Source organism: Streptomyces sp. WM4235, from assembly GCF_001279725.1.
In the GTDB taxonomy this organism is placed as follows: domain Bacteria; phylum Actinomycetota; class Actinomycetes; order Streptomycetales; family Streptomycetaceae; genus Streptomyces.
In genome coordinates, this window is record NZ_LGDE01000192.1 from 47,446 (window position 1) to 73,285 (window position 25,840).

The window sequence follows — 25,840 nt, forward strand, 5'->3', positions numbered from 1 at the left end:
GGCCTCAGCTCAGCGGTGCCTGTTGGAGCGGGACCGGGCGCGGCGCCGCCGGCGGGGCGGGGTCCACGTGCGCGGCGGCCACGTCCTCCGGCTCCGCGTCCACCGGGGGCACCTCCGCCGGGGCCACCCGCACCGGGGGCGGCGGGGCGATCGGCCGGCGCAGGGTGGCCACACCGCACGGGACCTCCGGCGTGGCGTACGGAAGCCGCAACCGGCCCTCCGCGTTCCACAGGCCGCCGCCGAGCCAGCCCATCGGGGCCGCCAGGCGGAAGACGTGCCGGTCGGCGGGCCGCCACAGCACGATCCCCTCGGGCACGCGCAGCGCCACCCCACAGGTCTCCGGCATCAGCGCCTGCCCCGGCTGCACCGCGAACGGCACCGCGTCCGCCGGCCGCAGGCACTCCGGGAAGCGGACCGGGCGGGAACTGCCCAGGACCCCCCAGCCGAGCCGGGGCTCACCCGGCGCGTCCGAGCGGATCAGCAGCAGGCCGCTGTCCGGGGCCGCCGACAACAACCGGTCGTCGCTTTCCTCCGCGATCTGCAGGAGCGGGGTGACGTCCCCGCCCCGGCACAGGTCGACGGCCACGCTCTTGGTGCGGCCGTCCAGTTCACGGTCCAGCGCCAGCAGGCGGCCCGTCCGGTCCAGCCAGACGCCGCCCGAACAGCGGCCGGGCACCAGGGCCACGCGCTCCGGGCCGAACGCGCTCCCGGCCACCTGCCAGACGGTGGTCTCGTCCGCCCCCACCTCCAGGGCGAAGGCCGCACCGCCGTCCGGGCACGGCGGCAGCAGGCTCACCCGTACGTCCTCGGTCGCGGGCTGTACGGCGCCCAGCGGGCGTTCCCCGGTGCGGGGACCCCCGGCGGCGCCGCCCGCCGACCCGACGGGCCCCGTCGGGTACAGCAGCGCGAAGGCGTGTCGCTCCGCGACGCGACGGTGGATCAGCACCCGCCCGTCGGCGAGCGGCGACACCTCGGTGTCCGCCTCCTCCGGCTGCGAGAGCGGCAGCGGGACCGCGTACGGCTCCGGTCCGGAGAGGGTCCAACGCTCCGGGTAGCGGGCCTCGCCGTCCCCGGCCAGGCGGGTCGCGTACGACCCGTCCGCGGCGATCGTGAACGGGGCCGTCGTCGTCATTTCGATGGCACAGACAGTCATCCGGGCCGTCACCTCCGGTGAGGAAGCTAGTTTTCGCGCCTCACGCCGAACAACACCAGCAACCGCGCTTCACACGTACGGGTGGCCCGATGCTCGTTCCCCCCTGACGGAGACCGGCAGTGTGCTGTGCCATTTCGGGGGGTTTGGGATGAGGAGGGCGGGTCCCGCGCCACCCCCCGGGAGTTCCCGAAGACGCCCCGGGACACCCGGCGACCGCCCGCGGGAACGGCCCGACGTCGAGCACGGGGCCGGTCCGGGCGGACGGTAGCCTTGGCCCGTGCCCCGTCTCTCTGAAGTCATCGCCGCGCTGGACGCTCTCTGGCCCCCCTCGCGGGCCGAGCAGTGGGACGCGGTCGGAACCGTCTGCGGCGACCCCGACGCCGAGATCTCCCGCGTCCTGTTCGCCGTCGACCCCGTCCAGGAGATCATCGACGAGGCCGTGAAACTGGGCGCCGACCTGGTCGTCACCCACCACCCCCTCTACCTGCGGGGCACCACCACCGTCGAGGCGGGCACCTTCAAGGGCCGCGTCGTGCACACGCTGATCAAGAACGACATCGCCCTGCACGTCGCGCACACCAACGCCGACACCGCCGACCCCGGCGTCTCCGACGCCCTGGCCGGCGCTCTCGACCTGCGCATCACCGGCCCCCTGGTCCCGGACCCCACCGACCCCGAGGGCCGCCGCGGCCTCGGCCGGATCTGCGAACTGGACCACCCCGAGACCCTCCGCGAGTTCGCCGCCCGCGCCGCCGCCTGGCTGCCCCAGACCGCACAGGGCATCCGCGTGGCCGGCGACCCGGACACGCCGATCCGCACCGTCGCCGTCAGCGGCGGCTCCGGCGACAGCCTCTTCGAGCAGGTCCGCGCCGCCGGCGTGGACGTCTTCCTCACCTCCGACCTGCGCCACCACCCGGTGTCCGAGGCCCGCGGGCAGAGCCCGCTCGCCCTCGTCGACGCCGCCCACTGGGCCACCGAGTGGCCCTGGTGCGAGCAGGCCGCCGCGCAGCTCGACGCGATCTCCGAGCGCCACGGCTGGGGTCTGCGGACCCACGTCTCGCGCACGGTCACCGACCCGTGGACGGCGCACGCGCCGTCCGTGACCTCCCCTTCTAACCCTGGAGCCCCCAACTGAACGCCGAGCCCGCCGACCAGATCCGACTTCTCGACGTCCAGGCCCTGGACGTCCGGCTGTCTCAGCTCGCCCACAAGCGCAAGTCGCTCCCCGAGCACGCCGAGGTCGACTCCCTGGCCAAGGACCTCACCCAGCAGCGCGACATGCTCGTCGCCGCCCAGACCCAGGCCAAGGACGCCGCCCGCGAGCAGACCAAGGCGGAGCAGGACGTCGACCAGGTCCGTCAGCGCGCGGCCCGCGACCAGCAGCGGCTCGACTCGGGCGTCGGCGTCTCGGCCCGCGACCTGGAGAACCTCCAGCGCGAGGTCGTCCTGCTCGCCAAGCGCCAGGGCGACCTGGAGGACGTGGTCCTGGAGGTCATGGAGCGTCTGGAGGGCGCGCAGGAGCGCGTCACCGAGCTGACCGAGCGGGTCGCCTCGCTGGAGGTCAAGCTCGCGGACGCCACCGCGCGCCGTGACGCCGCCACCGGCGAGATCGACGCCGAGGTCGCCGGCATCGCCAAGGACCGCGAGGTCATCGTCGGCTCCATGCCGGAAGCCCTGATGGCGCTGTACGAGAAGATCCGCGTCAAGCAGGGCGGCGTCGGCGCCGCGCGCCTCTACCAGCGCCGCTGCGAGGGCTGCCGCCTGGAGCTCGACATGGCCGAGGTCAACGAGATCAAGGCCGCGGCCCGCGACCAGGTCGTCCGCCACGACAACTGCGGCCGCATCCTCGTCCGTACGGCCGACTCGGGCATCTGATGCCGCGGTTTGTCGTGGAAGCGGACGGCGGCTCCCGGGGCAACCCGGGGCCCGCCGGCTACGGCGCGGTCGTCCTCGACCCGGCGACGGGGGAGACCCTCGCCGAGCGCGCCGAGTACATCGGCGTCGCGACGAACAACGTGGCGGAGTACAAGGGTCTGATCGCCGGGCTGCGCGCCGCGCACGAGCTGGCGCCGGACGCGGTGGTCCTCGTCCGCATGGACTCCAAGCTCGTCGTCGAGCAGATGTCGGGGCGCTGGAAGATCAAGCACCCGGACATGAAGCCGCTCGCGGCGGAGGCGGCGAAGATCCTGCCCCGCTCGCAGGTGACGTACGAGTGGATCCCGCGCGAGAAGAACAAGCACGCGGACCGGCTCGCCAACGAGGCCATGGACGCCGGCAAGCGCGGCGGGCAGTGGGAGCCGTCGGGCTCCACGGCCGTCTTCGACCGGAGCGCCGCGCGCGCCCTGGCGACCCCGCCGGCCTCCGGGCCGCCCGGGGACGCGGTGGCCGGCGCGGCCGCCGTCCGGGCGGCGCTCGCCGCCTCCGCGGCCCCGGCCGCCGACACCCTGTTCGCGGAACCCGCCGCCGAGGAGGCACCCGCCGGCGCGCCCGCCGCGGGCACCGGCTGGGGTCCCGACCTCGGCGCGCCCGCGACCCTGGTACTGCTGCGGCACGGCGAGACGGCCCTGACCCCGCAGAAGCGCTTCTCCGGCAGCGGCGGCACCGACCCCGAACTCTCCCCGGCCGGCCGTCGCCAGGCCGCCGCGGTCGCCGAGGCGCTGGCCGCGCGGGGCACCGTACAGGCCGTCGTCAGCTCCCCGCTGCGACGCTGCCGGGAGACCGCCCAGGCGGTCGCCGACCGGCTCGGCCTGCCGGTGGCGATCGAAGAGGGCCTGCGCGAGACGGACTTCGGCGCGTGGGAGGGCCTGACCTTCGCCGAGGTGCGCGCACGGTTCCCCGACGACCTCCAGGCATGGCTGGACTCCCCGAAGGCCGCCCCCACGGGCGGCGGCGAGAGCTTCGCCACCGTCACCCGCCGGGTCTCGGCCGCGCGCGACCGGCTGGTGTCCGCGCACGCGGGCCGGACGGTGCTGGTCGTCACGCACGTGACCCCGGTCAAGACGCTGGTGCGCCTCGCCCTGGGCGCCCCGCCCGAGTCCCTGTTCAAGATGGAGCTGTCCGCGGCCTCCCTCTCGGCCGTGGCCTACTACGCCGACGGCAACGCCTCGGTGCGGCTGCTGAACGACACCGGCCACCTGCGCTGACACCACCGCGCGCCCCGGACACACGGGGCCGCCCGGACGCACAAAACCGCCCTGACCGGAGGAAACCCCTGGTCAGGGCGGTGGCGCAGAACGACACAAGCTGTACGCCGGGTTCTGTCGCCCGGTGACCTCGCGGTCGCCGGGGAGACGGCCATCCATCTAGGACCGGCGTTGCCGCCGGCCTCGTGCGGTCTACCCGCGGACTCGGGCGGGCAGCCCTCGATCGTCCGCGCAGAGCCGTCCGGAGACGACTCCTCTTGACCTTGCTCCGGGTGGGGTTTACCTAGCCGCCTGAGTCACCTCAGGCGCTGGTGGTCTCTTACACCACCGTTTCACCCTTACCGAGGACCGAGGTCCCCGGCGGTCTGTTTTCTGTGGCACTGTCCCGCGGGTCACCCCGGGTGGCCGTTAGCCACCACCCTGCCCTGTGGAGCCCGGACGTTCCTCGGCGGGATCCGAGGATCCCGACGCGGCCGCCCGCTTGTGTCGTTCTGCGTGACGACCATGCTACCGGCACCCCCGCGACCGCTTGACCTTGACGTGACGGCAGGGTTTCTACTGGCCCCATGCGGATCGGAGAGATCGCCGCGCTCGTCGGGCTCACCACCCGGGCGATCCGGCACTACCACCATGTCGGGCTGCTCCCGGAACCGGAGCGGCGCCCCAACGGATACCGGGCCTACACCGTGCGCGACGCCGTCCTGCTGGCCCGCGTACGCCGGCTCACCGAGCTCGGGCTGAGCCTCGACGAGGTCCGCGACGTCCTCGCCGACGACGCGGGCCGCGAACTCGCCGAGGTGCTGGCGGAACTGGACGCCGACCTGGCCCGGCAGCAGGCCGAACTGGCCGCCCGCCGGCAGCGGCTCGCCCTGCTCCTCGCCGCCCCGCCCGGGGAGGTCGAGCCGCTGTCGCCGGCGCTCGCCGCCCTGCTCGCCAAGGCGCCGGCGACGGACTCGCCCAGCGCCGCCCTGGACCGCGAGCACCTCACGCTGCTCGACGGCACGGGCGCCATCGGCGAGGAGGTCTACGCCCTGCTCGGGACGCTGGCCGCCGACCCGGCCGTCCTCGGCCTGTACGAGCGGCTCGACGAGCTGGTCGACGCGCCCGTCGACGACCCGCGGATCGCCCCCCTCGCGCGGGCCCTGGTCGCGGCCGTGCCCGACGAGGTGTTCGCCGCGATCCCGTCGGACGGACCGGTCGCCCCCGGGTTCAAGGAGGCGCTGCTCGCCGAGTACCCACCGGCGCAGGCGGAGGTCGTGCGCCGGGTCATGGAGGGGTTCGTGGAGAGGGGCAGGCGATGAGCGCGATCCGGGCGGCCCGGATCGCGGCGACCGCCGTCATCCCCGGGGAACTGGCGCTGGTGGTCTGTCTGGTGGCCGGGGTGCGGCTGCCCGGCTGGGTACCGGTCGTGGCCGAGGCGCTGGTGCTCGGGACGCTGCTGCTGGAGGCCCGGGTGCTGCGCGGGCTGTACGTCGAACGGCGCGCCCGGGGCGCCGCCCCCGGGGAGGCCTGGCGGGGAGCCGTGCGCGCGGTGGTCCCGGCCCCCGTCCGGCGGCTGCTGCTGCACGAACTGCGGGCCGCCGCCTCCCTCGGGCGGTGGCTCGGGCGCCGGGCGCCGCACGGCGTCGGGACGGGCGATGTGCCCGCCGGGTACACCGGCCCGCAGACGGCCATGATGTATGGCCTGCTCTTCGTGTCGCTGATCGAGACCGTCGCGCTGGCTTACCTGATCCCCTGGCCGACCGTGCACCGGGTGGTGCTCGTCCTCGACGTGTACGGGGTGGTGCTGGTCCTCGCGATGCACGCCGCCTGCGTGGTGCGACCGCACGTCGTCGGCGCCGACGGGTCCCTGCGGATCCGGTACGGGGCCCTGTTCGACCTCACCGTCCCGCCGGACGCGGTGGCCTCGGTCCGGGTGGACCGCCGCTACCCCGAAGGCCGGCTGGTCACCCTGGACGAGGAGGAGGGGCTGCTCGACCTGATCGTCGGCAGCCAGACCTCCGTGACCCTGGAACTGAACCGTCCGCTGTCCTTCGTCCGCCCCCTCGGCGGGCCCGGGCGGGCGCGCACCATCCGCTTCCACGCCGACGACCCGCGCGCGCTGGTCACCGCACTGCGCCGGCTCACACCCCCGTGACGAGCCGACGCAGTGCGGGGTCCCGCGCCGAGCGTGGCAAACCGGAGCGGTCCTGTCTTGTCAAAAACGGCACGCACGGCCGATTCACAGCAGCACGCTCGTGATCCGGCCCGGTGTCCGGTCCAGGGCCGACCCCGGAGGCAGCCCCTCGCGCAGCAGCGCGAAACGGGAGGGCGGCAGCCCGGTCATCGCCTTCACCTCGCGGCTCAAGTGGGCCTGGTCGTGGTAGCCGCAGGCCGCCGCGACCCGGGCGGGCGGCTCCCCGGCCGCGAGCCGGCGCAGCGCGTGCTGGAGGCGGAACACCCGGGCGACGGCCTTCGGCGACAGCCCGACCTGCTCCCGGAACCGGGCGCGCAGCGTGCGTGCGCTCCAACCGGATCCGGCCGTCGCCCGCGCCAGGGAGGTCCCGCTGTCGGCCCACAGCCGGGCCAGCGCCCCGCGCACCTCGGGCGCGACGGCCGGCCCCCGCTCCAGACGGGCGACGAACACCGAGTCGAGCAGGTCGAACCGCTCCCGCCAGCCGCCCAACGCCGCGAGCCGGTCCGCCAGGTGCCGCCCGTCGGGGCCCAGGACCTCCGCCAGGTCCACCCGGGCCTCCTCGAAGTGCACCATGGGGATGCCGAACAGCCGGTAGGCGCCCAGCGGACTCATGTTTACCTCCAGGCCGTGGACCCGGCCCGCGTGCACCCCTATCGCCGGACCGCTGCGGGGGCCGCTGATCAGGGCGTGGGAGGCGGGCATCAGCCGGGCCGTGTCGAGCCCGACGCCCGCGAGGGCGGTGCCCGTGCCGTCGGCTCCCTCGATGTCGGCTCCCGCGCCGGTGCGGGCCACCCACAGCCCCTCGGTGAAGGTGAAGACGAGCGTGACCAGGCCGGTGGGCAGCTCCAGCCGGCGTCGGGGGACCGCGAACTCGGTACGGAATCCGGTGTAGTTGACGATGTGGGGGCGCAGCGGGGGAGCCGGCGGGCGGGTCAGGGGCCGGGGCGGGGGAGGGCGGTGCGCCGGTGGGCGCGCGGGAAGGTCGACGGCACCCATCCGTTGTCCCTCCCCCGAGGCGTCGCACGGCCCGGTCCTGCGGCGCCGTGCGCAGATGATGACAGGAGCCGTGGCCCGTGGCCATGGCCGACGACGGGCGTACGGGATCAGGCCGGGGCGAACAGGATCCGCGCGGTGCCCAGGTCGGCCTCCGTGAGCCGGACCCGGATCCGTTCGCCGAGCGGCAACGCGTCGGCCGGGGACTCGACGCGGCCGACCACCGCCGGGTCCTCCAGGTGGACCGTTCCCACCAGCGGCTCCCGCTCCTTGACGTCGATGACCACCGCGTCGAAGGTGTCGCCGACGTGGCCCGTCAGCAGGGCGGCCTCGACCAGGTTCACGGACTCCCGTTCCACGGTGTTGGCCAGCCGGTTGCCCACCTCCATCTCCCGGGGTAGCCCGGCCAGCGCGTCGACCGCCCAGGCGGGCGGTGCGACCCCGGCCGCCGCCGCGACGCACAGTTCGCCGGTGTACCGGTCGACGAGCCGGCGCAGGGGAGCGGTGCAGTGCGTGTACGGGGCGGCCACCGCCGCGTGCAGCAGCGGGTCCGGGGTCCGCCCGTCGGTGAAGACGGTGTACCCGGCGCCGCGGAGCAGGGTCGTGCACTCCTGGAGGAACGCCGCGTGGTTCGGCAGCCGCGGATCGAGGGAGCGCACGAGTTCGGCGTACGGGACGTGGTGGGGCCACTCGATCCGCAGGGCCTTCGCCACCCGGTGCAGCCGGCCGACCGCGCCGTCGGGGGCGTTCGGGAGGGTGCGCAGGATGCCGGCGCCGGCGGTGAGCATCAGTTCGGCCGCCGCCATGCCGGTCATCAGCGACATCTGGGCGTTCCAGCCGTCCGCCGGCAGCGGGATGCGGTAGGCCGGGGTGTACGCGCCGTGGTGTTCGACGATCTCCTGGTCGGGCACGGCGAGGGAGATTCCGCCGCGTTCGGTCTCCAGGGCCTCGCGGCGCACGCCGACGTCCTTGAGCAGGGCCACGGTCTCCTCGGCCGTACCGGAGTCGATCGCCCGCTGTACGCCGGCGTAGTCGAGCTTGGCGCGGCTGCGCACCAGGGCGCGGCGCACCTCGGTGGTCTCGACGCGGCCGTCGGCGTCCAGGTCGAACCGCCACAGCAGCGCGGGGGCGTCCTGGTCGGGCAGCAGGCTCGCCGCGCCGTCCGAGAGCACCGCCGGGTGCAGGGGGACCTTCCCGTCGGGGAAGTACAGGGTGGTGATCCGGCGGTGGGCCTCGGTGTCGAGGGCGCCGCCGGGCGTGACGAACGCGGCGACGTCCGCGATGGCGTAGTGCACGCGGTAGCCGCCGGCGGGCCGCCTCGCCAGGTGCATCGCCTGGTCGAGGTCGAGGGAGGTCGGCGGGTCGAGGGTGAAGAGGGGGAGGTCGGTGGCGTCGTACGCCGGCAGGCGCGGGTCCCGCGCGACCCGCTCCGCCTCGGCGAGCACCTCGGCGGGGAACTCGCGCGGCACGTCGAGCTTCGTCCGCAGGTCACGCAGTGCGGCCCGCAGGGCAGCCCCGTCTGCGCCGGTCATGTGCAGGTGACGGCGTGGCATGGACCGAGCCTATGGCCGGGCGGCCTCGCCGTCGCGTCGAGCCGTCTACCCTGGCTCGGGGGCCGCACCCCCTGCGCCGTGTCGTACCGAAGGAGAACCACCGTGCTCGTGCTGCTGCCGCCCTCCGAGGGAAAGGCCGCCGGCGGCTCCGGCGCACCGCTGAAGCCGGAGACGCTGTCGCTGCCGGGGCTGGCCGGGGCGCGGGCGGCGGTCCTGGAGGAACTGGTCGAGCTGTGCGTCGGCGACGAGTTCAAGGCGCGCGAGGTCCTGGGCCTCAGCGAGGGGCTGCGGGGCGAGGTCGCGAAGAACGCCGAGCTGCGGACGGCCGTCGCGCGACCGGCCGGCGAGATCTACACCGGGGTCCTGTACGACGCGCTCGGCCTGGCCGACCTGCCCGAGCCGGCCGCCCTGGCCGCCGAGCGGTCGCTGCTGGTCTTCTCCGGGCTGTGGGGCGCGGTACGGGTCACCGACCGCATCCCCTCGTACCGGTGCTCCATGGGCGTCAAGCTGCCGGGGCTGGGGGCGCTGGGCGCGCACTGGCGGGAGCCGATGGCGTCGGTGCTGCCGGAGGCCGCCGGGGACGGGCTGGTGCTGGACCTGCGGTCCTCCGCCTACGCCTCCGCGTGGAAGCCCAAGGGCGAGGTCGCGGGCCGCACCGCCACCGTGCGGGTGCTGCACTCGCAGAGGGTGGACGGCGTGGAGAAGCGGTCGGTGGTGAGCCACTTCAACAAGGCCACGAAGGGGCGCCTGGTCCGGGACCTGCTGCTCGCCGGGGCGGCCCCCGGGTCGCCGGCGGAGCTGGTGACGGCCCTGCGGGACCTCGGCTACGCGGTGGAGGCCGACGTTCCCGCGAAGCCGGCGAAGGCGTGGTCCCTCGACGTGGTCGTGACGCGGATCCACTGAGGGACCGGCGTCGTCGAGGGCTCCGGGGCCGGGGCCCGGGCCCGGGCCGGGGCCGAGGGGCTCAGAGGCCCAGGGGGTCAGCGGCCCAGGGGCCAGGCCACGGCCTCCGGGGTCCGGGCGGAGGAGCCCGCGTAGAGGGCGCAGGCGTCCGTGAGGGTCTCCAGCAGCGTCAGCGGGTCGGGCAGCGGGTGTTCCATGCCGCGCAGCCAGCCGACGGAGAGGTCACCGGGGAGGGCGGCCGGCGGGACCAGGACATAGCTGCCCCGACAGTGCCAGCGCAGGCCCGGATGCTCGTCCATCGTCTCGGGGTGGCAGTCCAGCTCGCACGGCCACCACTCGTCCTCGTCCTCCGGGGTGCCCCGGGTGGCGGTGAAGAACAGCATCCGTGCCTGTTCGCCCGTACCGCCGGACTCGGCGACCGGGCCCACCTCTACGCCGGCGGCCAGCAGACGGGTCAGTGCGTCGCGGCCGGCCTCCAGCGGTACGTCCAGGACGTCGTGGACCATGCCGGTCGCGGTGATGAAGTTGGCCTGGGGCTGGTTGCGCGCCCACCGCTCGATCTGCGCGCGGTCGGTGGTCGACTGGGTCTGCCAGGCGAAGGAGACGGGGTGCCGCGCGGGCGTGGGACAGCCGATCCGGTCGCACGAACACCGGTAGCCGGCGGGATGGGCGGCCGGGGCGATCGGGAGGCCCGCGGCGGCGACGGCCAACAGCAGGGCTTCGCGTTCCTCGCCGGGGTCCTCCGGAGTGGGCTTCGGCCGGCGGCGCAGCCACTGGGAAATCCTGCTCTGCTCGCCGCGTTGGACGCGGCCGGACTCAGACCCCATCAATCCCCTCACCTCACCGTTGCCCCCGGCGGACCCTCACATGGTCCCACCATCCCGGGCCGAGAGTGACCGCACCCCCCGAACTCGGGTGGCCCACATAACCACAGGAACCGGCCATATGTTCTCGGCCCCCGGTACGGCCCCGGTCGGCCGAGTGTCAGGCGGTGACTTTTCCCACCCCGCCGACGCCGCGCAGCACCGCGTCCACGAGGGCGTCCGCGTAGGCGTGCGTGAGCGGCGCCGTCCGCATCAGCCAGCGGTGCGTCAGCGGCCCCACCAGCAGTTCCACGGTCAGTCGCAGATCGGCTTCCGGCACCAGTTGGCCCGCCGCCCGCGCCGTGCGCAACCGCGCCTCGTACAGGGCGAGCTGGGGCTCCAGCAGTTGCTCGGTCATACGTGCGCCCAGCTCCGCGTCGGTGGCGCCGGCGGCGGTCAGGGCGCGGGCGGCGGCCTCGTACTTCTCGTCGTTGAACTGGTCCACCGTCGCCCGCAGGACGTACTTCAGGTCGGCGGCCAGGTCCCCGGTGTCCGGGAAGCCGGTCCACTCGACGTCCTCCTCCGCCTCGCCGGCCAGCGCGAGCGAGGCTTCCAGCAGCACCGCCGCCTTGGAGGGCCACCAGCGGTAGATGGTCTGCTTGCCGACTTTCGCGCGGGCCGCGATGGCCTCGATGGTGAGCCGGTTGTAGCCGACCTCCCCGACCAGGTCCAGGGCGGCGTCCAGGATGGCCCGCCGGGACCGGTCGCTGCGGCGAGCGGCGTCCGGGGCCTTGGGGGTGCGGGCCTTGGCGTCTCGCGGATCCGCGGCAGGGGTCTCGTTCATCCGGCCAACGTACCAATGCGAGACGTTTCGTCTTGTGTTTCGGTCATTGAGCTGAACCACCCGGTCAGTTCACTGCGCGGTCGCCCCGGAGGAGAGACGATTCACTCCTCATCACCGTGAGGAGCCCTCATTGCGCAGAGACGCCACACCCCGGCGATACCTGATGTGCCCGCCCGCGCACTTCAAGGTCACGTACTCCATCAACCCGTGGATGGACCCCACGAAACCGGTGGACCTGCCCCTCGCACTGGCCCAGTGGGAGGACCTGAGGGACCGCTACCGCGCCCTCGGCCACACCGTCGAGACCCTCGTGCCCGACCCCGACCTGCCCGACATGGTGTTCGCCGCGAACGGCGCCCTGGTCGTCGACGGCCGGGTCCTCGGAGCCCGGTTCGCCTACCCGGAACGCACCGCCGAGGCGGAACTCCACCTCGACTGGTTCCGCACCCACGGCTTCACGGACATCCGCGAGCCGTCCCACGTCAACGAGGGCGAGGGCGACTTCGCCGTCACCGCCACCTACATCCTCGCCGGCCGGGGCTTCCGCTCCAGCCCCCTGTCCCACGACGAGGCCCAGGAGTTCTTCGGCCGCCCGGTCATCGGCCTCGACCTGGTGGACCCCCGCTACTACCACCTCGACACGGCCCTGTCCGTCCTCGACGGGGACGAGGTCATGTACTACCCGCAGGCCTTCTCGCCGGGCAGCCGGGCCGTGCTCCGGCGCCTCTTCCCGGACGCCCTCCTCGTGGAGGACCGGGACGCGGCGGCCTTCGGGCTGAACTCCGTCTCCGACGGGCTGCACGTGCTGCTCCCGCAGGCCGCCACGGGCCTGCTGGCACCCCTGCGGGACCGGGGCTTCGAGCCGGTCCCGATGGACCTGGGCGAACTGCTCAAGGGCGGCGGCAGCGTGAAGTGCTGCACCCAGGAGCTGCGGATGTAGCCGGGGCGGATGTGGCCCGGGGCGGATGTGGCCGAGGCGAGTGTGGCCGAGGCGGACGTCACCGGGCGGGCGGCGGCCACTCCTGTCCCCAGTCGGCGTCCCGCGCCGCCTTGTAGAGGTCACCGTGGCGCTTGGTCACGGTGGCCCGGGTCAGACCCTCGCCCTCGCCCGTCCCCTGCGGACCGCACAGCTCCAGCAGCACGAGCCCCTTCCGGATCTGCGGCCTCCGCGTGATCCGGGAGGTGGCCGGCTCGACCGGGAAGCGCGTCGCGGCCACGTACGCGAACTTCTCGTCCTCGTACGGCAGGGAGCCGCCCTTGACCTGACGGTGCAGGGAGGACCGGCTGACCCGGGTCGAGAAGTGACACCAGTCCTTCCCGACCTCGATCGGGCAGGTGCCGTCGTGCGGGCAGGGCGCGGCCACCGTCATACCGGCCTCGATCAGCTGCTCGCGGGCCTCGCGCAGGCGCAGGTACCCGTCCGGGGTGCCCGGCTCGATCAGCACGACCGCCCGACCGGCGCGCGCGGCCTCCGCGACGACGGCCCGGCGGGCCTCCGCCGTCAACTCGCCCAGGACGTACGACACGGTCACCAGGTCCGCGTCGGGCAGGGCGATCCCGGACCCGATGACGGCCCGCCGCCACTCGGCCGCGCGGAGCACCGGGGAGGCGGAGGCCGCCGCGAGTTCCCGGCCCAGGACCAGCGCGGGTTCCGCCCAGTCCAGCACGGTGGTCTCGCGCGGCCCGTCCCAGATGGCGTCCACGGCCCAGGTCGCGGCCCCGGTGCCGCCGCCCACGTCGACGTGCGAGGCCGGGACCCACTCCGGGGCCGCCTCGGCCAGCCCGTCCAGCGCGGACCGCACCGCCTCGAAGGTCGCCGGCATCCGGTACGCCGCGTACGCCGCGACGTCGGAGCGGTCGCGCAGTACGGGCGCGTCGGTCGGGGTGGTGCCCCGGTAGTTGGCGATGAGCCGCTCCACGGCGGCGGAGGCCTGCTTCGGGGGGAGCCCGTCGAGGAGCCGGCCCAGCGCGGACCGGAGGGTTTCGGCGGTGGTGGGTGCGGGGGCGGAGGCGGCGTTCACCCGCGAAGTTTACGGCGCCGAGCGGGGCCCGGTGACGCGGCGGACGTACCGCCCGGGCCGGTGACGTACCGCCCGGGCCGGGGCCGAGCCCCGGGGCGGTGCCTCCGTCCCGGGACGGAGGCACCGCCCCGGACAGGACCTACGCGCGGGCCCGGGCGCCCGACATCGGCTCGCGGCCGCGCCACGGCCGGCACAGGCCCAGGAAGCAGGCCACCGCGAGCAGCGAGCAGGACAACTGCACCACCGCCATCGGCACCGCCGTGTCCTCGCCCGCGATCCCGACCAGCGGCGAGGCGATGGCCCCGACGAGGAACGAGGAGGTGCCCAGCAGCGCGGAGGCCGACCCGGCGGCGTGCGGGGTGCGCATCAGCGCCTGCGCGTTGGTGTTCGGCAGCAGCAGGCCCATGGCCGACATCAGCACGAACAGCGCGGCGGCCATCGGGACCAGCCCGACCTTCCCGAAGACCCCGGTGGCCATCAGCAGCAGGGCCACCGATGCGGTGGTGATGATCGCGAGGCCGACGCCGAGGGCCTTGTCGAGGCTGACCCGGCCCACCAGCAGCTTGCCGTTGATCTGCCCGACGACGATCAGGCCGACGGAGTTCAGGCCGAACAGCAGGCTGAACGCCTGCGGCGAGGCACCGTAGATCTCCTGCACCACGAAGGGGGAGGCGGAGATGTAGGAGAAGAGCACCGCGAACGAGAACCCGCCGGTGAGGGTGTACCCGGCGAACACCCGGTCGCCGAGCAGCCCGCGCATGGTGCGCAGCGCCGCGCCGACGCCGCCGGTGTGGCGGCGCTCGGGCGGCAGGGTCTCGCCGAGTCCCCGCCAGACCACGAGGGTCAGCGCGGTGCCGACGGCGGTCAGGACGACGAAGACCCCGCGCCAGTCGGCGACGCGCAGGATCTGCCCGCCGATGAGCGGGGCGATGATCGGGGCGACCCCCGATATCAGCATCAGGGTGGAGAAGAACCGGGCCATCTCGACGCCGTCGTACAGGTCGCGGACGACGGCGCGCGCGATGACGATGGCGGCGGCGCCGGCCAGGCCCTGGAGGAGCCGGAAGGCGATCAGCAGCTCGGTGGTCGGGGCGAGGGCGCAGATCGCGGTGGCGAGCACGTAGACGATCATGCCGATGAGCAGCGGGCGCCTGCGGCCCCACTTGTCGCTCATCGGGCCGATGACCAGTTGGCCCAGCGCCATGCCGGCCAGGCAGGCGGTCAGGGTGAGCTGGACGGTGGCGGCCGGGCTGTGCAGGGCGTCGGTGACCTGCGGCAGCGCCGGCAGGTACATGTCCATGGACAGCGGGGGCAGGGCCGTCAGTCCGCCCAGGATGAAGGTGACGAGCAGGCCGGTGCGGCGCGCGGCCTTCAGCGGTGCGGCGTCGGCGGTCGGCGCCGCGCCGGCGACGGGGACCGAGCCGTGCGGCGACTCTTCCGAGGGGGCCGTCGAGGGGCCTCTCTCCGACATGCGGAACTCCAGTCTTTTGTCTTCTTTTCGCACCCCTGAGCGATCCATGCTCTCAGCTGTCGGAACGCCCGTGGACCCGTCTCCCGTGTGACGTACCCTGCGGCCCCATGAACGCACGTGGAAACAAGATCGCCGTGGTGACCGGGGCGGGCTCGGGCATCGGCCGTTCCGTCGCCCTCGCGCTGGCGGGCGCCGGCTGGTCGGTGACCGTGGCCGGCCGCCGTCCGGAACCCCTGGAGGACACCGCGAAGGCGGCCGGCGCCGCAGCGGACGTGCTGTGCGTACCGGCGGACGTCCGCGACCCGGACGAGGTCGGCGCCCTGTTCGCGACGGTACGGGAGCGGTACGGGCGGCTCGACCTGCTCTTCAACAACGCGGGCACCTTCGGCCCGGCCGGCGTCGCGCTGGAGGACATCACGTACGAGGCCTGGCGGTCCGTCGTCGACGTCAACCTCACCGGTTCCTTCCTGTGCGCCCAGGCCGCCTTCCGGATGATGAAGGCCCAGGACCCGCGGGGCGGCCGGATCATCAACAACGGCTCCATCTCCGCGCACGTCCCGCGCCCGAACTCGATCGCCTACACCGCGACCAAGCACGCCATGACCGGCCTGACGAAGTCGCTGTCGCTGGACGGCCGGCCGTACCGCATCGCGTGCGGCCAGATCGACATCGGCAACGCGGCCACCGAGATGACCGAGCGGATGCGGACCGGCATCCTCCAGGCCAACGGGCGACTGGAGGTGGAACCCGTGATGGACGCCGCCGACGTGGCGCGCACGGTCCTGCACATGGCCGAACTGCCCCTGGAGGCGAACGTGCAGTTCGCGACCGTCATGGCGAGCGCCATGCCCTACATCGGACGCGGCTGACCCGCCGCCACGACCAAGCCGGGGGCGGACCCGCGACCGGGCCGGGGGCGGACGCGGGACAAGGGCGGCGCGGACCCGGGAATGCGTTCCCGCCCCCGGAAGTTGAGCCGATCATGACGACCGAAGTGCTGCGCTACACGGCTTTCTCCGGCGACCCGGCGGGCGGCAACCCCGCCGGGGTCGTCCTCGACGCGGCCGGCCTGGACGCACCCGCGATGCTGGCCATCGCCGCCGGGATCGGCTACAGCGAGACGGCCTTCCTCACCGACCCGCCGCACGACCTCGGCGGCGAACCCGGCCGCGCCTTCACCGTGCGGTACTTCAGCCCCAAGGCGGAAGTGCCGTTCTGCGGGCACGCCACCGTGGCCACCGCCGTCGCCCTGGCCGAGCGGATCGGCCCCGGCGAGCTGCTGTTCGCGACCCCGGCCGGAACCGTCCCCGTCTCGGTCACCGCCGAGCCGGGCGAGGGCCTGCGCGCCACCCTGACCAGCGTCGCACCGCACGTCGAGGAGATCGCCGACGCCGACCTCGCCGAGGCCCTGGCCGCGCTGGACTGGCCGGCGACCGACCTGGACCCCGCACTCCTGCCCCGCATCGCCTACGCCGGCGCCCGCCACCTGGTGATCGGCGCCGGCACCCGCGCCCGACTCGCCGACCTCTCCTACGACTTCGCCCGCCTGGAAGCCCTGATGCGGCGCCTGGACCTCACCACGGTCCAGCTCGTCTACCGCGAGAGCCCGACCGTCTTCCACGTACGCGACCCCTTCCCGGTCGGCGGCGTCGTCGAGGACCCCGCCACCGGGGCCGCCGCGGCCGCCTTCGGCGCGTACGCCCGCGAGGCCGGCCTCGTCCCCGAGCAGGCGCTCCTCACCCTCCACCAGGGCGAGGACATGGGCCGCCCCGGGATCCTCACCGTCGAACTGCGCCCCGGCGACCCCCGGGTGCGGGTGGGCGGGGCCGGGGTGCGGATCGCGTAGGGCGTCGTGCTGCGCGTCGAGACGTACGAGACACCGCCCGACCCGCTCGCCGAGCAGGTCCGGGCCCTGGAGGAGCGGGCATGGCCGGGCGCCGGAGCCGGCCACGACCCGGCCCTCGCTCCCCGAACGGTGCTGCTGGTCGACGGGAGCGGCACGGTGGCCGCCTCACTGGCCCTGCTGCGCAAGGAGATCCGCCTGCCCGGCCGGACCTGGCGGGCCGCCGGGCTCAGCGGGGTGGTGACCCGGCCGGAGCTGCGCGGGCGGGGCATCGGCGGGCGCCTGGTCGCGGCCGCCCGGGCCGAACTGGCCGCCGACCCGACGGTGGACCTCGCCCTGTTCAGCTGCGATCGGCCGCTCGGCGCGTTCTACGAGGCGGCCGGCTTCGAACGGCTCCCGGGCACGGTCCTGGTCGGCGGAACCCCCGCCGACCCGCTGGCCACCGACGCCCCCGGCTTCGACAAGACGGTCCTGGCGGCCTTCCTCGGCCCCGACCCGGAGCGGGCCCGTACCGCGTTCACCGGGATCCGGGTCCCGCTGTACCCCGGGACGATCGACCGCCTCTGGTAGGCCGTTCGGCGTCAGTCCCGGGCCCGCCGGCCCGCGTCGTCGCCGTCCGGCCCCTTCGCCGCCGTCGCCGCCTTCGCGGGCACCGGCGCAGACGACCGACCGGAGCGCACCGGGACCAGGAACAGGGTCAGGACGACCAGCAGGTACAGCGCCCACACGACGAGCTGGAACACCGTCGGGTCCGGCTGGAAGTTGAACGTCCCCTTGAGCAGGGTGCCGTACCAGCTGTCCGGCGGGATCGTCTCGCTGATGTCGAAGGCCTTGTTCGACAGTCCGGGCAGGAAGTCCGCCTCCTGGAGGTCGTGGACCCCGTACGCGAGCACGCCCGCCGCGACCACGACCAACAGGCCGCCGGTCCACTTGAAGAACTTCGCGAGATCGATGCGCAGCGCGCCCCGGTAGAACAGCCAGCCCAGCAGGATCGACGTCGCGATGCCGAGCAGCACCCCGGTCAGCGGGCCCGCGCCGTCACCGGCGGCCTTCACCGACCGCCACACGAACAGCGAGGTCTCCAGCCCCTCCCGGCCGACGGCCAGGAACGCGGTGGCCACCAGCGCGCCCGTGCCCATCGCGAGGGCGGCGTCCAACTTCCCGTGCAGCTCGGCCTTCAGGTGCCGCGCGGTGCGCTTCATCCAGAAGACCATCCACGTCACCAGGCCCACGGCGACGACCGACAGGGAGCCGCCGATCGCCTCCTGCGCCTCGAACGTCAACTGGCGGGTGCCGAACTCCAGGCCCGCGCCGAAGGCCAGGCTCAGCCCGGCGGCCAGCCCCACGCCGAGCCACAGCGGCCCGAGCTTGTCCTTGTTCCCGGTCTTCACCAGGTAGGCGATGAGAATGCAGACGACGAGACTGGCTTCCAGCCCCTCGCGCAGACCGATCAGATAATTGCTGAACACGCGGATCCTCCTACGCGCTACGGGAACTACGCGAACAGCGTCCGGCCCCACCAGTCGTCCTTGTCACGGACGCCCGGCGGGACGGCGAAGACGGCCGAACCCACGTGCTGGATGTATTCGTTGAGCGAGTCGTTCCTGGCCAGCTCCCGCTGGATCGGCACGAACCCCTTGCGGACGTCCCGCTGGTACGCCAGGAAGAACAGTCCGGCGTCGAGCCGGCCCAGCCCGTCCGTACCGTCGGTGAAGGAGTAGCCGCGGCGCAGGATCGTCGCGCCGCCGTTGGTGTCCGGGTGCGCGAGGCGGACGTGCGCGTCCGGCTTCATCGCCTTCAGGAACGGCTCGTCGCGCTCCTTGGACTTGCCGACGGGGGCGCCCTCGCCCTTGTCGCGGCCGATGATGTCCTCCTGCTCCCGCAGGGAGGTGCGGTCCCAGGTCTCGATGTGCATCCGGATGCGCCGGGCGACCAGGTACGAGCCGCCGGCCATCCAGTCGGAGCCGTCGGAGGGGCCCGCCCAGACGAACTTCTCCAACGCCTCCCGGTCCGTGCCCGAGACGTTCCGGGTGCCGTCCTTGAAGCCCATCATGTTGCGCGGGGTCTGCGCGTCCGGGGTCGTCGAGGAGGTCTTGCCGAAGCCGAGCTGGGACCAGCGCATCGCGATCCTGCCGAAGCCGATCCGGGCGAGCTGGCGAATGGCGTGCACCGCGACCTGCGGATCGTCGGCGCACGCCTGGACGCACAGGTCGCCGCCGGAGCGGGCCGCGTCCAGGTTGTCGCCCGGGAACAGCTCCAGGTCCACCAGGGCGGCCGGGCGCCTGCCCTCCAGGCCGAAGCGGTCCTTCGCGAAGAGGCCCGGGCCGAAGCCGACGGTCAGGGTGAGCCGCGAGGCCTTCAGGCCCAGCGCCTCGCCCGTGTCGTCCGGCGGAGCCTCCGGCAGACCGCCGAAACCGCCCTCGCCGACCGGCAGCCCGGCCGTCATCAACCGGGCCGCCCGCGTCCACTCCTTGAGGAGCGCGACGAGTTCGGCCCGGTCCTTCGTCGTCACGTCGAAGGCGGCGAAGTGCAGACGGTCCTGGACGGCGGTCGCGATCCCGGCCTGGTGCTCGCCGTGGAAGGGCACGGCCGCCCCCGAGGAGGCGGCCGGCACCACGTCCGTGCCACCGCCGAACACCGCCACCGCGCCGCCGGTCGCGGCGGCGCCGAGCGCCAGCCCGGCGCCGCCCCAGCCCAGCACGGCGCGCCGCGAGGGCGCGGCGGGGCCGCCACCGGTCGGCGCGCCGGCCTCCGGGCCGTCGGCGCGCGGCCCGTCGCCGGGCTGCGGCTCCGGCATTCCCGCCGGCTGGGACTTCGACTCCGCCATCCTCGTACTCCCGTCCGCTCCGCTGTTCTCCCTGGTTACTTCGCGACCGAGGCGGCGAGCTTCGAGAGCGGCTCGGCCAGCGCGTTGACCGCGTCCGAGAGCTCCTTGCGCTCCGCGTCGCCGACCTTGTCGTACGAGACGAAGTCGTAGCCCGTCTTGTCGGCGCGGTACTTGTCCAGCAGCGTGTTCAGCGCCGCGAACCGGGTGTCCAGGGTCTTCGCGAGTTCCGGGTCGTTCTTCGCGGCGACCGGCTTCAGCAGCTGGTAGGCCTTCTCCGCGCCCTCGACGTTGGCCTTGAAGTCGACCAGGTCGGTGTGGCTGAAGAACTCCTCCTCGCCCGTCACCTTGCCGGTGGCGACCTCGTCCAGCAGCTCCTTGGCGCCGTTCGCCATCGAGGTCGGGGTGATCTCGGCCGTGCCGACCTTCTTCTGCCACACGGTGAGGTCGGCCATCAGGGTGTCCGCGAGCTTCTTCTCCGGCTCGCCGAGCTTGCCGTCCTTGAACACGGCCTTCTCCAGCGTGTGCCAGCCGGTCCACTCCTGGTTGGCCTCCAGGTCGGCCTCGCGGAGGTCGACCTTCGGGTCCAGGTCGCCGAAGGACTCGGCGACGGGCTCGGTGCGCTCCCAGCCGATGCGCGAGACGGCGTACGCCTTCTTCGCGGCCTCGACGTCGCCGGCCTTGACCGCGTCCGCGAAGGCCTGCGCCTTGGGGAGGGTCTCGTCGGCCTGCCCCTGTACGTACTTGCGGTACTCGGCGACCGCGGCGTCCATCTCCGGGCTGCGCTTGGCGACGGCGCCGCCGCCGGTGGCCTTGACCGCCTGGCGGATGCCGTCACCCTTCATGCCGGGCTTGCAGGCGATCTCGTAGTCGCCCGCCTTGATCTCGGCGGTGATGGAGGCCTTGGTGCCGGGGCCGATGTTCTCGCGCTCGGCGACGATCCGGTCGTCGGGGAAAAGGACGTAGACCTCGGTGACCTTGGAGCCCTTGTTCTCGACGTCGACCGTGATCTTGCCGGCGGGGAACTCCTTCTTGGAGACCTCACAGGCGCTGTCCGAGGCGGCGACCTTGATCGCGCCGTCGCCGCCGGCGTCGCCCTTCTCCGCGCAGCCCGTGACGGCGGTGAGCGTGGCCACGACGGCGGCCGCGGCGAGAACGGTGAGGCGAGCGGGTCGCATGGAGGCTCCTGGCGAGGTAAGGGCTGGTGAGGCGGACCTAACTTAACCGAGGCTTACCTCACTCATACCCGACAGTCCAGTGATACAGCTCTCACCTTCCACCGCCGGACACGAGGCCGTCACGACCCCTCCATGACGACCCCATGGCCGGGTCAAGCCGGGGTCAAGCGGGGCTTCGCGTCCCGCGCGACGGAAGGCGCCCGGCCCGGCCGCCGCACGGCCCGTGACCATCACCGACAGGCCGGGGCGGCCGGCTCAGCCGCGGACCGGAACCACGAGCGGCGCCCCGCCGCGCGGGTGCGGGAGCACCTCCACCGGCTGCCGGTAGACCCGGCTCAGCAGGCCGTCCTCGAACACCTCGGACGGCGGGCCGTCCACCGCGATCCGCCCGTCGTGCAGGACCGCCACCCGGTCGGCGTACGCGGCCGCCAGGCCCAGGTCGTGCAGGACGACGACCACCGCGTCCCCGGCCGCGGCCCGCTCCCGGCAGATCCGCAGCACCAGCTCCTGGTGGCGCAGGTCCAGGGCGGCGGTCGGCTCGTCGAGCAGCAGCAGCGGGGCCCGTTGGGCCAGCACCCGGGCGAGCGCGACCCGGGCGCGTTCGCCGCCGGACAGCGCGGAGAACGGGCGGCCCGCGAAGTCGGTCACCTCGGTCGCGGCCATGGCCCGGGCCACCGCCTCCTCGTCGTCCTCCTCCAGCGGGGTGCCGGCCCAGGGCGCGCGGCCCATTCGTACGACGTCCTCCACCGGGAAGGGGAAGGACAGCGCGGCCGACTGGGGGAGCACCGAGCGGCGCAGGGCCAGATCGGGCGCCGACCAGTCGCCCACCGGGCGCCCGTCGATCCGTACGGTCCCCGACGCGGCCGGCAGGTCGGCGCAGAGCGCGGCCAGCAGCGTGGACTTGCCCGCGCCGTTCGGTCCCACCAGGGCCAGCACCTCGCAGGCCCGGGCGGTCAGGTCGATGCCGGCGAGCACCTCGCGCTGCCCGAGACGCACGTGCAGGTCCACGGCCTCGGCGTACGGCGTGCCGGGCTCGGGCCGGACGGGGATGCTCCGGCGGGTCCGGCGGAAGAGGGTGATCACGCCCAGCCTCCCTGCTTGCGTCGGGTCCGGCGCAACAGCCAGAAGAAGAACGGGCTGCCGATGAGCGCGGTCAGCACGCCCAACGGCAGTTCGGCGGGCTGCGCGAGCGTCCGCGCGGCCAGGTCGCCCGCGACCAGGACCACGGCCCCGGCGAGGGCGCTGCCCGGGACCAGGAAGCGGTGACCGGGGCCGTTCGCCATCCGCAGCAGGTGCGGGACGAGCAGCCCGACGAAGGTGATGATGCCCGCCACAGCCACGGCCGCCGCGGTCAGCAGCGCGACGACCAGGATCAGGGCCAGCCGCAGCCGTTCCACGTCCACGCCGAGGTGCCGAGCCGGTCGCTCGCCCAGGGACAGCAGGTCGAGCTTGCGGGCGTGGAAGGGGGCGACGAGCAGGCCGGCGAGGGCGCAGGGCAGGACGGCGAGCACCTTGGGCCAGGTGGCCTGGGCGAGGGAGCCGAGCTGCCAGAAGGTGATCTGGTTGACCTGGCCGCTGTCCGCGAAGAAGACGAACAGGCCGATCAGGGCGCCCGCGAAGGCATTGACGGCGATGCCGGTCAGGATCAGCGTGACGACCTCGGTCCTGCCGCCGTTGCGGGACAGCAGGTACACGGAGCCGACCGTGATCAGACCCGCCACGAAGGCGCAGGCGGTGACGGTCCAGTTCCCGAGGAAGGTGAGACCCAGTCCGATCGCGGCGACCGCGCCGACGGCTGCGCCCGCCGAGATGCCGATGACGCCCGGCTCGGCGAGCGGGTTGCCGAACACCCCCTGCATCAGGGCGCCGGCGCAGCCGAGACTGGAGCCGACCAGCAGGGCGAGCGCGACGCGGGGCAGCCGTACGTTCCACAGCACGCTCTCGCCGACCCGGTCGAGGGCGGCCCCGCCGAGGCCCACGCGGTGCTGCACGGAGGCGAGTACGTCCCCGACGGGGATCCGGTACGCGCCCACGCCCGCGGAGACCAGCGCCAGCACGACCAGCGTCACGACCAGGGCGACGGTCAGGATCAGGGCGGTGGGCCGCCTGCGGGCAGGACCCTTCAAGGGCGCGGCGGGCGCGGCGGGCGTCGCGGGCGTCACGGTCGGCGTCGAGGAGCCGCCCGCGCGCGGGGGCTCGTGGGAGACGGTCACATCAGGCCTTGCCGTAGAGCTGGGAGATCAGGGAGGCGAGGACCTGGTCGGTACGGGGGCCGTAGTTGAGGAGCACCCCGTCGTCGACGGAGACCACGCGGCGGTCCATGCCGGCCGGCGTCTGGGCCACACCGGGGATCTTCACCAGGCCGTCCACGCCGCCCACGGACTCCAGACCCTTGCGCATCACCAGGATCGCGTCGGGCGCCGCCGCCGCCAGCGCCTCGCTGGTGATCGGGGTGAAGTCCTTGCCGAGCCCGGACTCCTTGCCGGTGTCCACGGCGCCGGCCGCCTCCAGCAGCGAGGCCGCGCCGGAGTCGGAACCGCCCAGCAGGTAGACGGAGGCGGTGCCGCGCAGGTAGAGGAAGGCCACCCGGGGCCTCTTGCCGGCCGCGGAGGCGGGGATGCCCTCGCGGGCGGTGGCGATCCGGTCGGCGGTGCGCCCGTTGAGCCGGGTCCCGGCGTCCTTGACGCCGAGCGCGCCGGCGACGGTGTCGATCCGCTTCCGTACGTCGTCCAGCGTCTTGGCGGGGGCGACGACCAGCAGCGGGATGCCCGCGTCGCGGATCTGCCCGATCGCCTCGGCGGGTCCGGTGGTGGTCTCGGCGATCACCAGCGTGGGACGCAGCGACAACACGCTCTCGGCCGACACGTCGTGTGCCCGTGTCACCACCGGCAGCTTGGCGGCCTGTTCGAAGGTGGCGGTGATGTCCCGCGCGACGACCCGGTCGCCGAGCCCCAGGGTGTGGACGATCTCGTTGAGGCTGCCGGTGAGCGGGACCACGCGGTCCGCCGAGGCGATGGTCACCGATGTGCCGTCCGCCGAGGGCACGGTCACCGGGAGGGCGGGCGTCGGTGACGGGGTGAGGGGTTCCACCCGGTCGGGGGCGGCCGCCGCGGCGCCGGTGTGGGCGGGGGAGCCCGCAGGGGTGGCCGTACCTCCGCAGCCCGTCAGCGCGGTGAGTGCCAGGGCCAACGAGGCCGCGACGGACGCGAGACGGGGGAAGCGGGATGACGCGGCGGGCGTAGGCACGAAGGCACCGTCCTGATCGTCCGACTGGAGTTCTTGAATGTTCTTCAAAGTTCTGGCGACCGAGGGGTTCCACCCCGGCAGCAGGTAGCTTAGGTTAGCCTAACCTTATTGGCCAGACCCTGGAGGGGCCCGTCATGCCCGCAAGACCTGTCCGTGCGTTCGCGGTCGCCGTGTTGGCGGCCATGTTGGGGGCCCTGCTCCCGGCCACCGCCGCCCAGGCGGCCGACCGCACCGTGCAGGGAGGGCGACTCGACTGGGGCATCAAATCGTCCTTCCAGAGTTATGTCACGGGCCCCATCTCGAAAGGCGGATTCAAGCTGAAGAGCGGCGCCGCCACCGTCGGCGGCAGCCTGTTCCGCTTCCACTCCGCGACCGGCTCCTACGACCCCGACTCCGGCTCCTTCGGCGCCGCGTTCACCGGCGGGGTCACCTTCCAGGGCCACCAGAAGTCCGACGGGTCGTACGAACTCGACCTCACCGTCAGCCGGCCCACCGTCAAGATCTCCGGCGGCCGCGGCACCCTCTACGTGGACGTCGCCGGCAAGGCCAAGGACACCGGGGCCGTCAGCACGGCCTCCCAGGTCCCCTTCGCCACCCTCGGCCTCGCCGGCATCGACATGAAGGGCGGCGGCAGCCCGATCGCCCTCACGAACGTCCCGACCACCCTGACCGCGGAAGGCGCGAAGTCCTTCGCCGGCTACTACACCGCCGGCACCCGACTCGACCCGATCTCGCTGTCCGTCGACGTCAAGGCCCCCGCCGAGCAGAGCGCGACGCCCGGTACGCAGGCCGGCGCCCCGGCCCGGAGTCCGCAGGCTCCGCAGGCCGCGGGCGCCTTCACCGACGCCGCCGTCGACTGGGGCGTCCGGCGCACCTTCCGCGAGTACGTCACCGGCTCCGTCGGGCAGGGCAAGTGGACCCTGGCCGAAGGCGCCCAGGACGGCGGCGCGCTGTTCCGCTTCCCGCAGGGCAAGGGCACGTACGACGGCGGGAAGGGCACCCTTGACGCGGCGTTCGCCGGCACCGTCCGGTTCACCGGCGCCCACCTCGACCTCACCCTCGGCAAGGTGAACGTCAAGGTCGACGGCGGCAAGGGTGTCCTCACCGCCGACGTCGTCACCCCCACCGAGACCAGGAACGCCGTCGCGCTCGTCGAGTTCGACGCCAAGGCACTCAAGACCGAGGGCGGCCTCGCCACCCTCACCGAAGCCCCGGCCACCCTCACCGAGGGCGGCTCCCAGGCCTTCAACGCCATGTACAAGGCCGGCACCGAGATGGACCCCGTCTCGCTCTCCGTCGCCCTCGACGCCAACGCCAAGCTTCCCGCCCTGCCCGACCTGGGCTCCACGGCCTCGCCGTCGCCCTCCCGGGCGCCCGCGGCAGCCGCCTCCCAGGCGCCCCCGAAGGCCGAGGCCGAGAAGGACTCGTCCGTCGGGCCGTACGTCGCCCTCGCCCTGGTCCTGCTGGTCCTGGCCGCCGGCGCGATCTTCCTCGTCCTGCGCAAGCGCCGTACGGCCGCGTCCGGTTCGGAGCCCTCGGGCTCCGCCGACGCGCAGCCGTGACACCCCCGCCTCGCCCGCACCCCGCCACACCCCCCGTCGCCCCCGTTCCCCTTTCAGGAGTACCCCGTCATGCCCCCCCACCCCCCACCGACCGCCATCGCGGCCGCCATCGCCACCGCCGCCCCCC

General features: G+C 74.0%; 23 protein-coding genes, 1 other RNA gene and 1 pseudogene. 11 read left to right on the forward strand and 14 right to left on the reverse strand.

Annotation, left to right across the window (positions count from 1 at the left end):
- Positions 1-4 precede the first annotated feature (4 nt).
- A complete protein-coding gene (locus ADK55_RS15490) occupies positions 5-1,153 on the reverse strand; it encodes a hypothetical protein (RefSeq protein ID WP_053679098.1) in 1,149 nt (382 codons plus the stop codon).
- A gap of 277 nt (positions 1,154-1,430) precedes the next feature.
- Between ADK55_RS15490 and ADK55_RS15495 the strand changes: the two genes are divergently transcribed.
- From ADK55_RS15495 to ADK55_RS15505, 3 genes are read left to right on the forward strand one after another with little or no spacing between them, the layout of a single operon-like run.
- Positions 1,431-2,288, forward strand: a complete 858-nt coding sequence (locus tag ADK55_RS15495; RefSeq protein WP_053679100.1) for a Nif3-like dinuclear metal center hexameric protein — start codon at positions 1,431-1,433, stop codon at positions 2,286-2,288.
- Entirely contained in the window at positions 2,285-3,028 is a 744-nt protein-coding gene (locus ADK55_RS15500) for a zinc ribbon domain-containing protein (RefSeq protein ID WP_053679101.1), read from the forward strand. The genes ADK55_RS15495 and ADK55_RS15500 overlap by 4 nt, the downstream gene beginning before the upstream one ends.
- Complete coding sequence (locus ADK55_RS15505) at positions 3,028-4,296, forward strand: bifunctional RNase H/acid phosphatase (RefSeq protein WP_053679103.1); 1,269 nt, start codon at positions 3,028-3,030, stop codon at positions 4,294-4,296. The genes ADK55_RS15500 and ADK55_RS15505 overlap by 1 nt, the downstream gene beginning before the upstream one ends.
- 87 nt (positions 4,297-4,383) lie before the next feature.
- Here the strand turns inward: ADK55_RS15505 and rnpB are convergent.
- Positions 4,384-4,785: RNase P RNA component class A (rnpB, locus tag ADK55_RS15610), an RNA gene on the reverse strand.
- 77 nt (positions 4,786-4,862) lie between these two features.
- On the opposite strand from rnpB, the gene ADK55_RS15510 reads away from it, so the two are divergent.
- Both ADK55_RS15510 and ADK55_RS15515 read left to right on the forward strand, forming a co-directional pair.
- Positions 4,863-5,597 (forward strand): MerR family transcriptional regulator, encoded by a 735-nt coding sequence (locus tag ADK55_RS15510; protein WP_053679105.1) that lies wholly within the window; start codon positions 4,863-4,865, stop codon positions 5,595-5,597.
- Positions 5,594-6,433 (forward strand): hypothetical protein, encoded by an 840-nt coding sequence (locus tag ADK55_RS15515; protein WP_053679107.1) that lies wholly within the window; start codon positions 5,594-5,596, stop codon positions 6,431-6,433. Before ADK55_RS15510 ends, ADK55_RS15515 begins: the two co-directional genes overlap by 4 nt.
- A gap of 84 nt (positions 6,434-6,517) precedes the next feature.
- Here ADK55_RS15515 and ADK55_RS15520 read toward each other — a convergent pair whose 3' ends face one another.
- Positions 6,518-7,468 (reverse strand): AraC family transcriptional regulator, encoded by a 951-nt coding sequence (locus ADK55_RS15520; RefSeq protein WP_053679109.1) that lies wholly within the window; start codon positions 7,466-7,468, stop codon positions 6,518-6,520.
- Positions 7,469-7,575: 107 nt separating this feature from the next.
- Positions 7,576-9,018 (reverse strand): RNB domain-containing ribonuclease, encoded by a 1,443-nt coding sequence (locus ADK55_RS15525; RefSeq protein ID WP_053679111.1) that lies wholly within the window; start codon positions 9,016-9,018, stop codon positions 7,576-7,578.
- A gap of 102 nt (positions 9,019-9,120) precedes the next feature.
- Here ADK55_RS15525 and yaaA point away from each other — a divergent pair, with 102 nt between their 5' ends.
- A complete protein-coding gene (gene yaaA, locus ADK55_RS15530; RefSeq protein ID WP_053679113.1) occupies positions 9,121-9,921 on the forward strand; it encodes a peroxide stress protein YaaA in 801 nt (266 codons plus the stop codon).
- A 77-nt stretch (positions 9,922-9,998) separates the two neighbouring features.
- Here the strand turns inward: yaaA and ADK55_RS15535 are convergent, their stop codons facing one another.
- Together ADK55_RS15535 and ADK55_RS15540 are read right to left on the reverse strand one after the other, a co-directional pair.
- Complete coding sequence (locus tag ADK55_RS15535) at positions 9,999-10,748, reverse strand: bifunctional DNA primase/polymerase (RefSeq protein ID WP_053679115.1); 750 nt, start codon at positions 10,746-10,748, stop codon at positions 9,999-10,001.
- Positions 10,749-10,905: 157 nt separating this feature from the next.
- Positions 10,906-11,568 carry a TetR/AcrR family transcriptional regulator gene (locus ADK55_RS15540; RefSeq protein WP_053679117.1) on the reverse strand — a complete coding sequence of 221 codons (663 nt, stop codon included), beginning with the start codon at positions 11,566-11,568 and terminating at the stop codon, positions 10,906-10,908.
- Positions 11,569-11,671: 103 nt separating this feature from the next.
- Between ADK55_RS15540 and ddaH the strand changes: the two are divergent.
- A pseudogene (gene ddaH, locus ADK55_RS15545) lies at positions 11,672-12,508 on the forward strand (dimethylargininase); the annotation flags it as partial.
- A 58-nt stretch (positions 12,509-12,566) separates the two neighbouring features.
- On the opposite strand, the gene ADK55_RS15550 reads toward ddaH, so the two are convergent.
- The gene (locus tag ADK55_RS15550; RefSeq protein ID WP_053679121.1) at positions 12,567-13,589 is read right to left on the reverse strand and encodes a small ribosomal subunit Rsm22 family protein; all 1,023 of its coding nucleotides are present in this window, start codon (positions 13,587-13,589) and stop codon (positions 12,567-12,569) included.
- A gap of 139 nt (positions 13,590-13,728) precedes the next feature.
- Complete coding sequence (locus ADK55_RS15555) at positions 13,729-15,060, reverse strand: Bcr/CflA family multidrug efflux MFS transporter (protein ID WP_234350051.1); 1,332 nt, start codon at positions 15,058-15,060, stop codon at positions 13,729-13,731.
- 107 nt (positions 15,061-15,167) lie between these two features.
- On the opposite strand from ADK55_RS15555, the gene ADK55_RS15560 reads away from it, so the two are divergent.
- From ADK55_RS15560 to ADK55_RS15570, 3 genes are all read left to right on the forward strand, one after another.
- Positions 15,168-15,929: an SDR family oxidoreductase gene (locus ADK55_RS15560; protein WP_199826529.1), complete on the forward strand. Its 762-nt coding sequence runs from the start codon at positions 15,168-15,170 to the stop codon at positions 15,927-15,929.
- 113 nt (positions 15,930-16,042) lie between these two features.
- Positions 16,043-16,906: a PhzF family phenazine biosynthesis isomerase gene (locus ADK55_RS15565; protein WP_053679124.1), complete on the forward strand. Its 864-nt coding sequence runs from the start codon at positions 16,043-16,045 to the stop codon at positions 16,904-16,906.
- 6 nt (positions 16,907-16,912) lie between these two features.
- Positions 16,913-17,473: a GNAT family N-acetyltransferase gene (locus tag ADK55_RS15570; protein WP_199826530.1), complete on the forward strand. Its 561-nt coding sequence runs from the start codon at positions 16,913-16,915 to the stop codon at positions 17,471-17,473.
- A gap of 11 nt (positions 17,474-17,484) precedes the next feature.
- Here the strand turns inward: ADK55_RS15570 and efeU are convergent, their stop codons facing one another.
- The 6 genes from efeU to ADK55_RS15600 form a co-directional block, all read right to left on the reverse strand.
- On the reverse strand, positions 17,485-18,372 hold the full coding sequence (efeU, locus tag ADK55_RS15575) for an iron uptake transporter permease EfeU (RefSeq protein ID WP_053679125.1): 888 nt from the start codon (positions 18,370-18,372) through the stop codon (positions 17,485-17,487).
- Positions 18,373-18,398: 26 nt separating this feature from the next.
- On the reverse strand, positions 18,399-19,700 hold the full coding sequence (gene efeB / locus ADK55_RS15580; protein WP_078998960.1) for an iron uptake transporter deferrochelatase/peroxidase subunit: 1,302 nt from the start codon (positions 19,698-19,700) through the stop codon (positions 18,399-18,401).
- A gap of 65 nt (positions 19,701-19,765) precedes the next feature.
- A complete protein-coding gene (gene efeO, locus ADK55_RS15585; protein WP_053679128.1) occupies positions 19,766-20,905 on the reverse strand; it encodes an iron uptake system protein EfeO in 1,140 nt (379 codons plus the stop codon).
- Between the two features lie 255 nt (positions 20,906-21,160).
- Entirely contained in the window at positions 21,161-21,994 is an 834-nt protein-coding gene (locus ADK55_RS15590; RefSeq protein ID WP_053679151.1) for a heme ABC transporter ATP-binding protein, read from the reverse strand.
- Positions 21,985-23,067, reverse strand: a complete 1,083-nt coding sequence (locus ADK55_RS15595; protein ID WP_053679153.1) for an iron ABC transporter permease — start codon at positions 23,065-23,067, stop codon at positions 21,985-21,987. The genes ADK55_RS15590 and ADK55_RS15595 overlap by 10 nt, the downstream gene beginning before the upstream one ends.
- A 52-nt stretch (positions 23,068-23,119) precedes the next feature.
- Positions 23,120-24,151 (reverse strand): heme/hemin ABC transporter substrate-binding protein, encoded by a 1,032-nt coding sequence (locus ADK55_RS15600; protein ID WP_053679155.1) that lies wholly within the window; start codon positions 24,149-24,151, stop codon positions 23,120-23,122.
- Positions 24,152-24,285: 134 nt separating this feature from the next.
- Between ADK55_RS15600 and ADK55_RS15605 the strand changes: the two genes are divergently transcribed.
- Positions 24,286-25,713 (forward strand): HtaA domain-containing protein, encoded by a 1,428-nt coding sequence (locus ADK55_RS15605; protein WP_053679130.1) that lies wholly within the window; start codon positions 24,286-24,288, stop codon positions 25,711-25,713.
- Positions 25,714-25,840 lie beyond the last annotated feature (127 nt).

Excerpts from the sequence above, each read along its gene's own strand:
- ADK55_RS15490 (WP_053679098.1), bottom strand. The coding sequence starts at position 1,153 with ATGACTGTCTGTGCCATCGAAATGACGACGACGGCCCCGTTCACGATC.
- ADK55_RS15505 (WP_053679103.1), top strand. The coding sequence starts at position 3,028 with ATGCCGCGGTTTGTCGTGGAAGCGGACGGCGGCTCCCGGGGCAACCCG.
- ADK55_RS15510 (WP_053679105.1), top strand. The coding sequence starts at position 4,863 with ATGCGGATCGGAGAGATCGCCGCGCTCGTCGGGCTCACCACCCGGGCG.
- ADK55_RS15515 (WP_053679107.1), top strand. The coding sequence starts at position 5,594 with ATGAGCGCGATCCGGGCGGCCCGGATCGCGGCGACCGCCGTCATCCCC.
- ADK55_RS15520 (WP_053679109.1), bottom strand. The coding sequence starts at position 7,468 with ATGGGTGCCGTCGACCTTCCCGCGCGCCCACCGGCGCACCGCCCTCCC.
- ADK55_RS15525 (WP_053679111.1), bottom strand. The coding sequence starts at position 9,018 with ATGCCACGCCGTCACCTGCACATGACCGGCGCAGACGGGGCTGCCCTG.
- ADK55_RS15535 (WP_053679115.1), bottom strand. The coding sequence starts at position 10,748 with ATGGGGTCTGAGTCCGGCCGCGTCCAACGCGGCGAGCAGAGCAGGATT.
- ADK55_RS15540 (WP_053679117.1), bottom strand. The coding sequence starts at position 11,568 with ATGAACGAGACCCCTGCCGCGGATCCGCGAGACGCCAAGGCCCGCACC.
- ADK55_RS15555 (WP_234350051.1), bottom strand. The coding sequence starts at position 15,060 with ATGTCGGAGAGAGGCCCCTCGACGGCCCCCTCGGAAGAGTCGCCGCAC.
- ADK55_RS15560 (WP_199826529.1), top strand. The coding sequence starts at position 15,168 with ATGAACGCACGTGGAAACAAGATCGCCGTGGTGACCGGGGCGGGCTCG.
- ADK55_RS15565 (WP_053679124.1), top strand. The coding sequence starts at position 16,043 with ATGACGACCGAAGTGCTGCGCTACACGGCTTTCTCCGGCGACCCGGCG.
- efeB (WP_078998960.1), bottom strand. The coding sequence starts at position 19,700 with ATGCCGGAGCCGCAGCCCGGCGACGGGCCGCGCGCCGACGGCCCGGAG.
- efeO (WP_053679128.1), bottom strand. The coding sequence starts at position 20,905 with ATGCGACCCGCTCGCCTCACCGTTCTCGCCGCGGCCGCCGTCGTGGCC.
- ADK55_RS15605 (WP_053679130.1), top strand. The coding sequence starts at position 24,286 with ATGCCCGCAAGACCTGTCCGTGCGTTCGCGGTCGCCGTGTTGGCGGCC.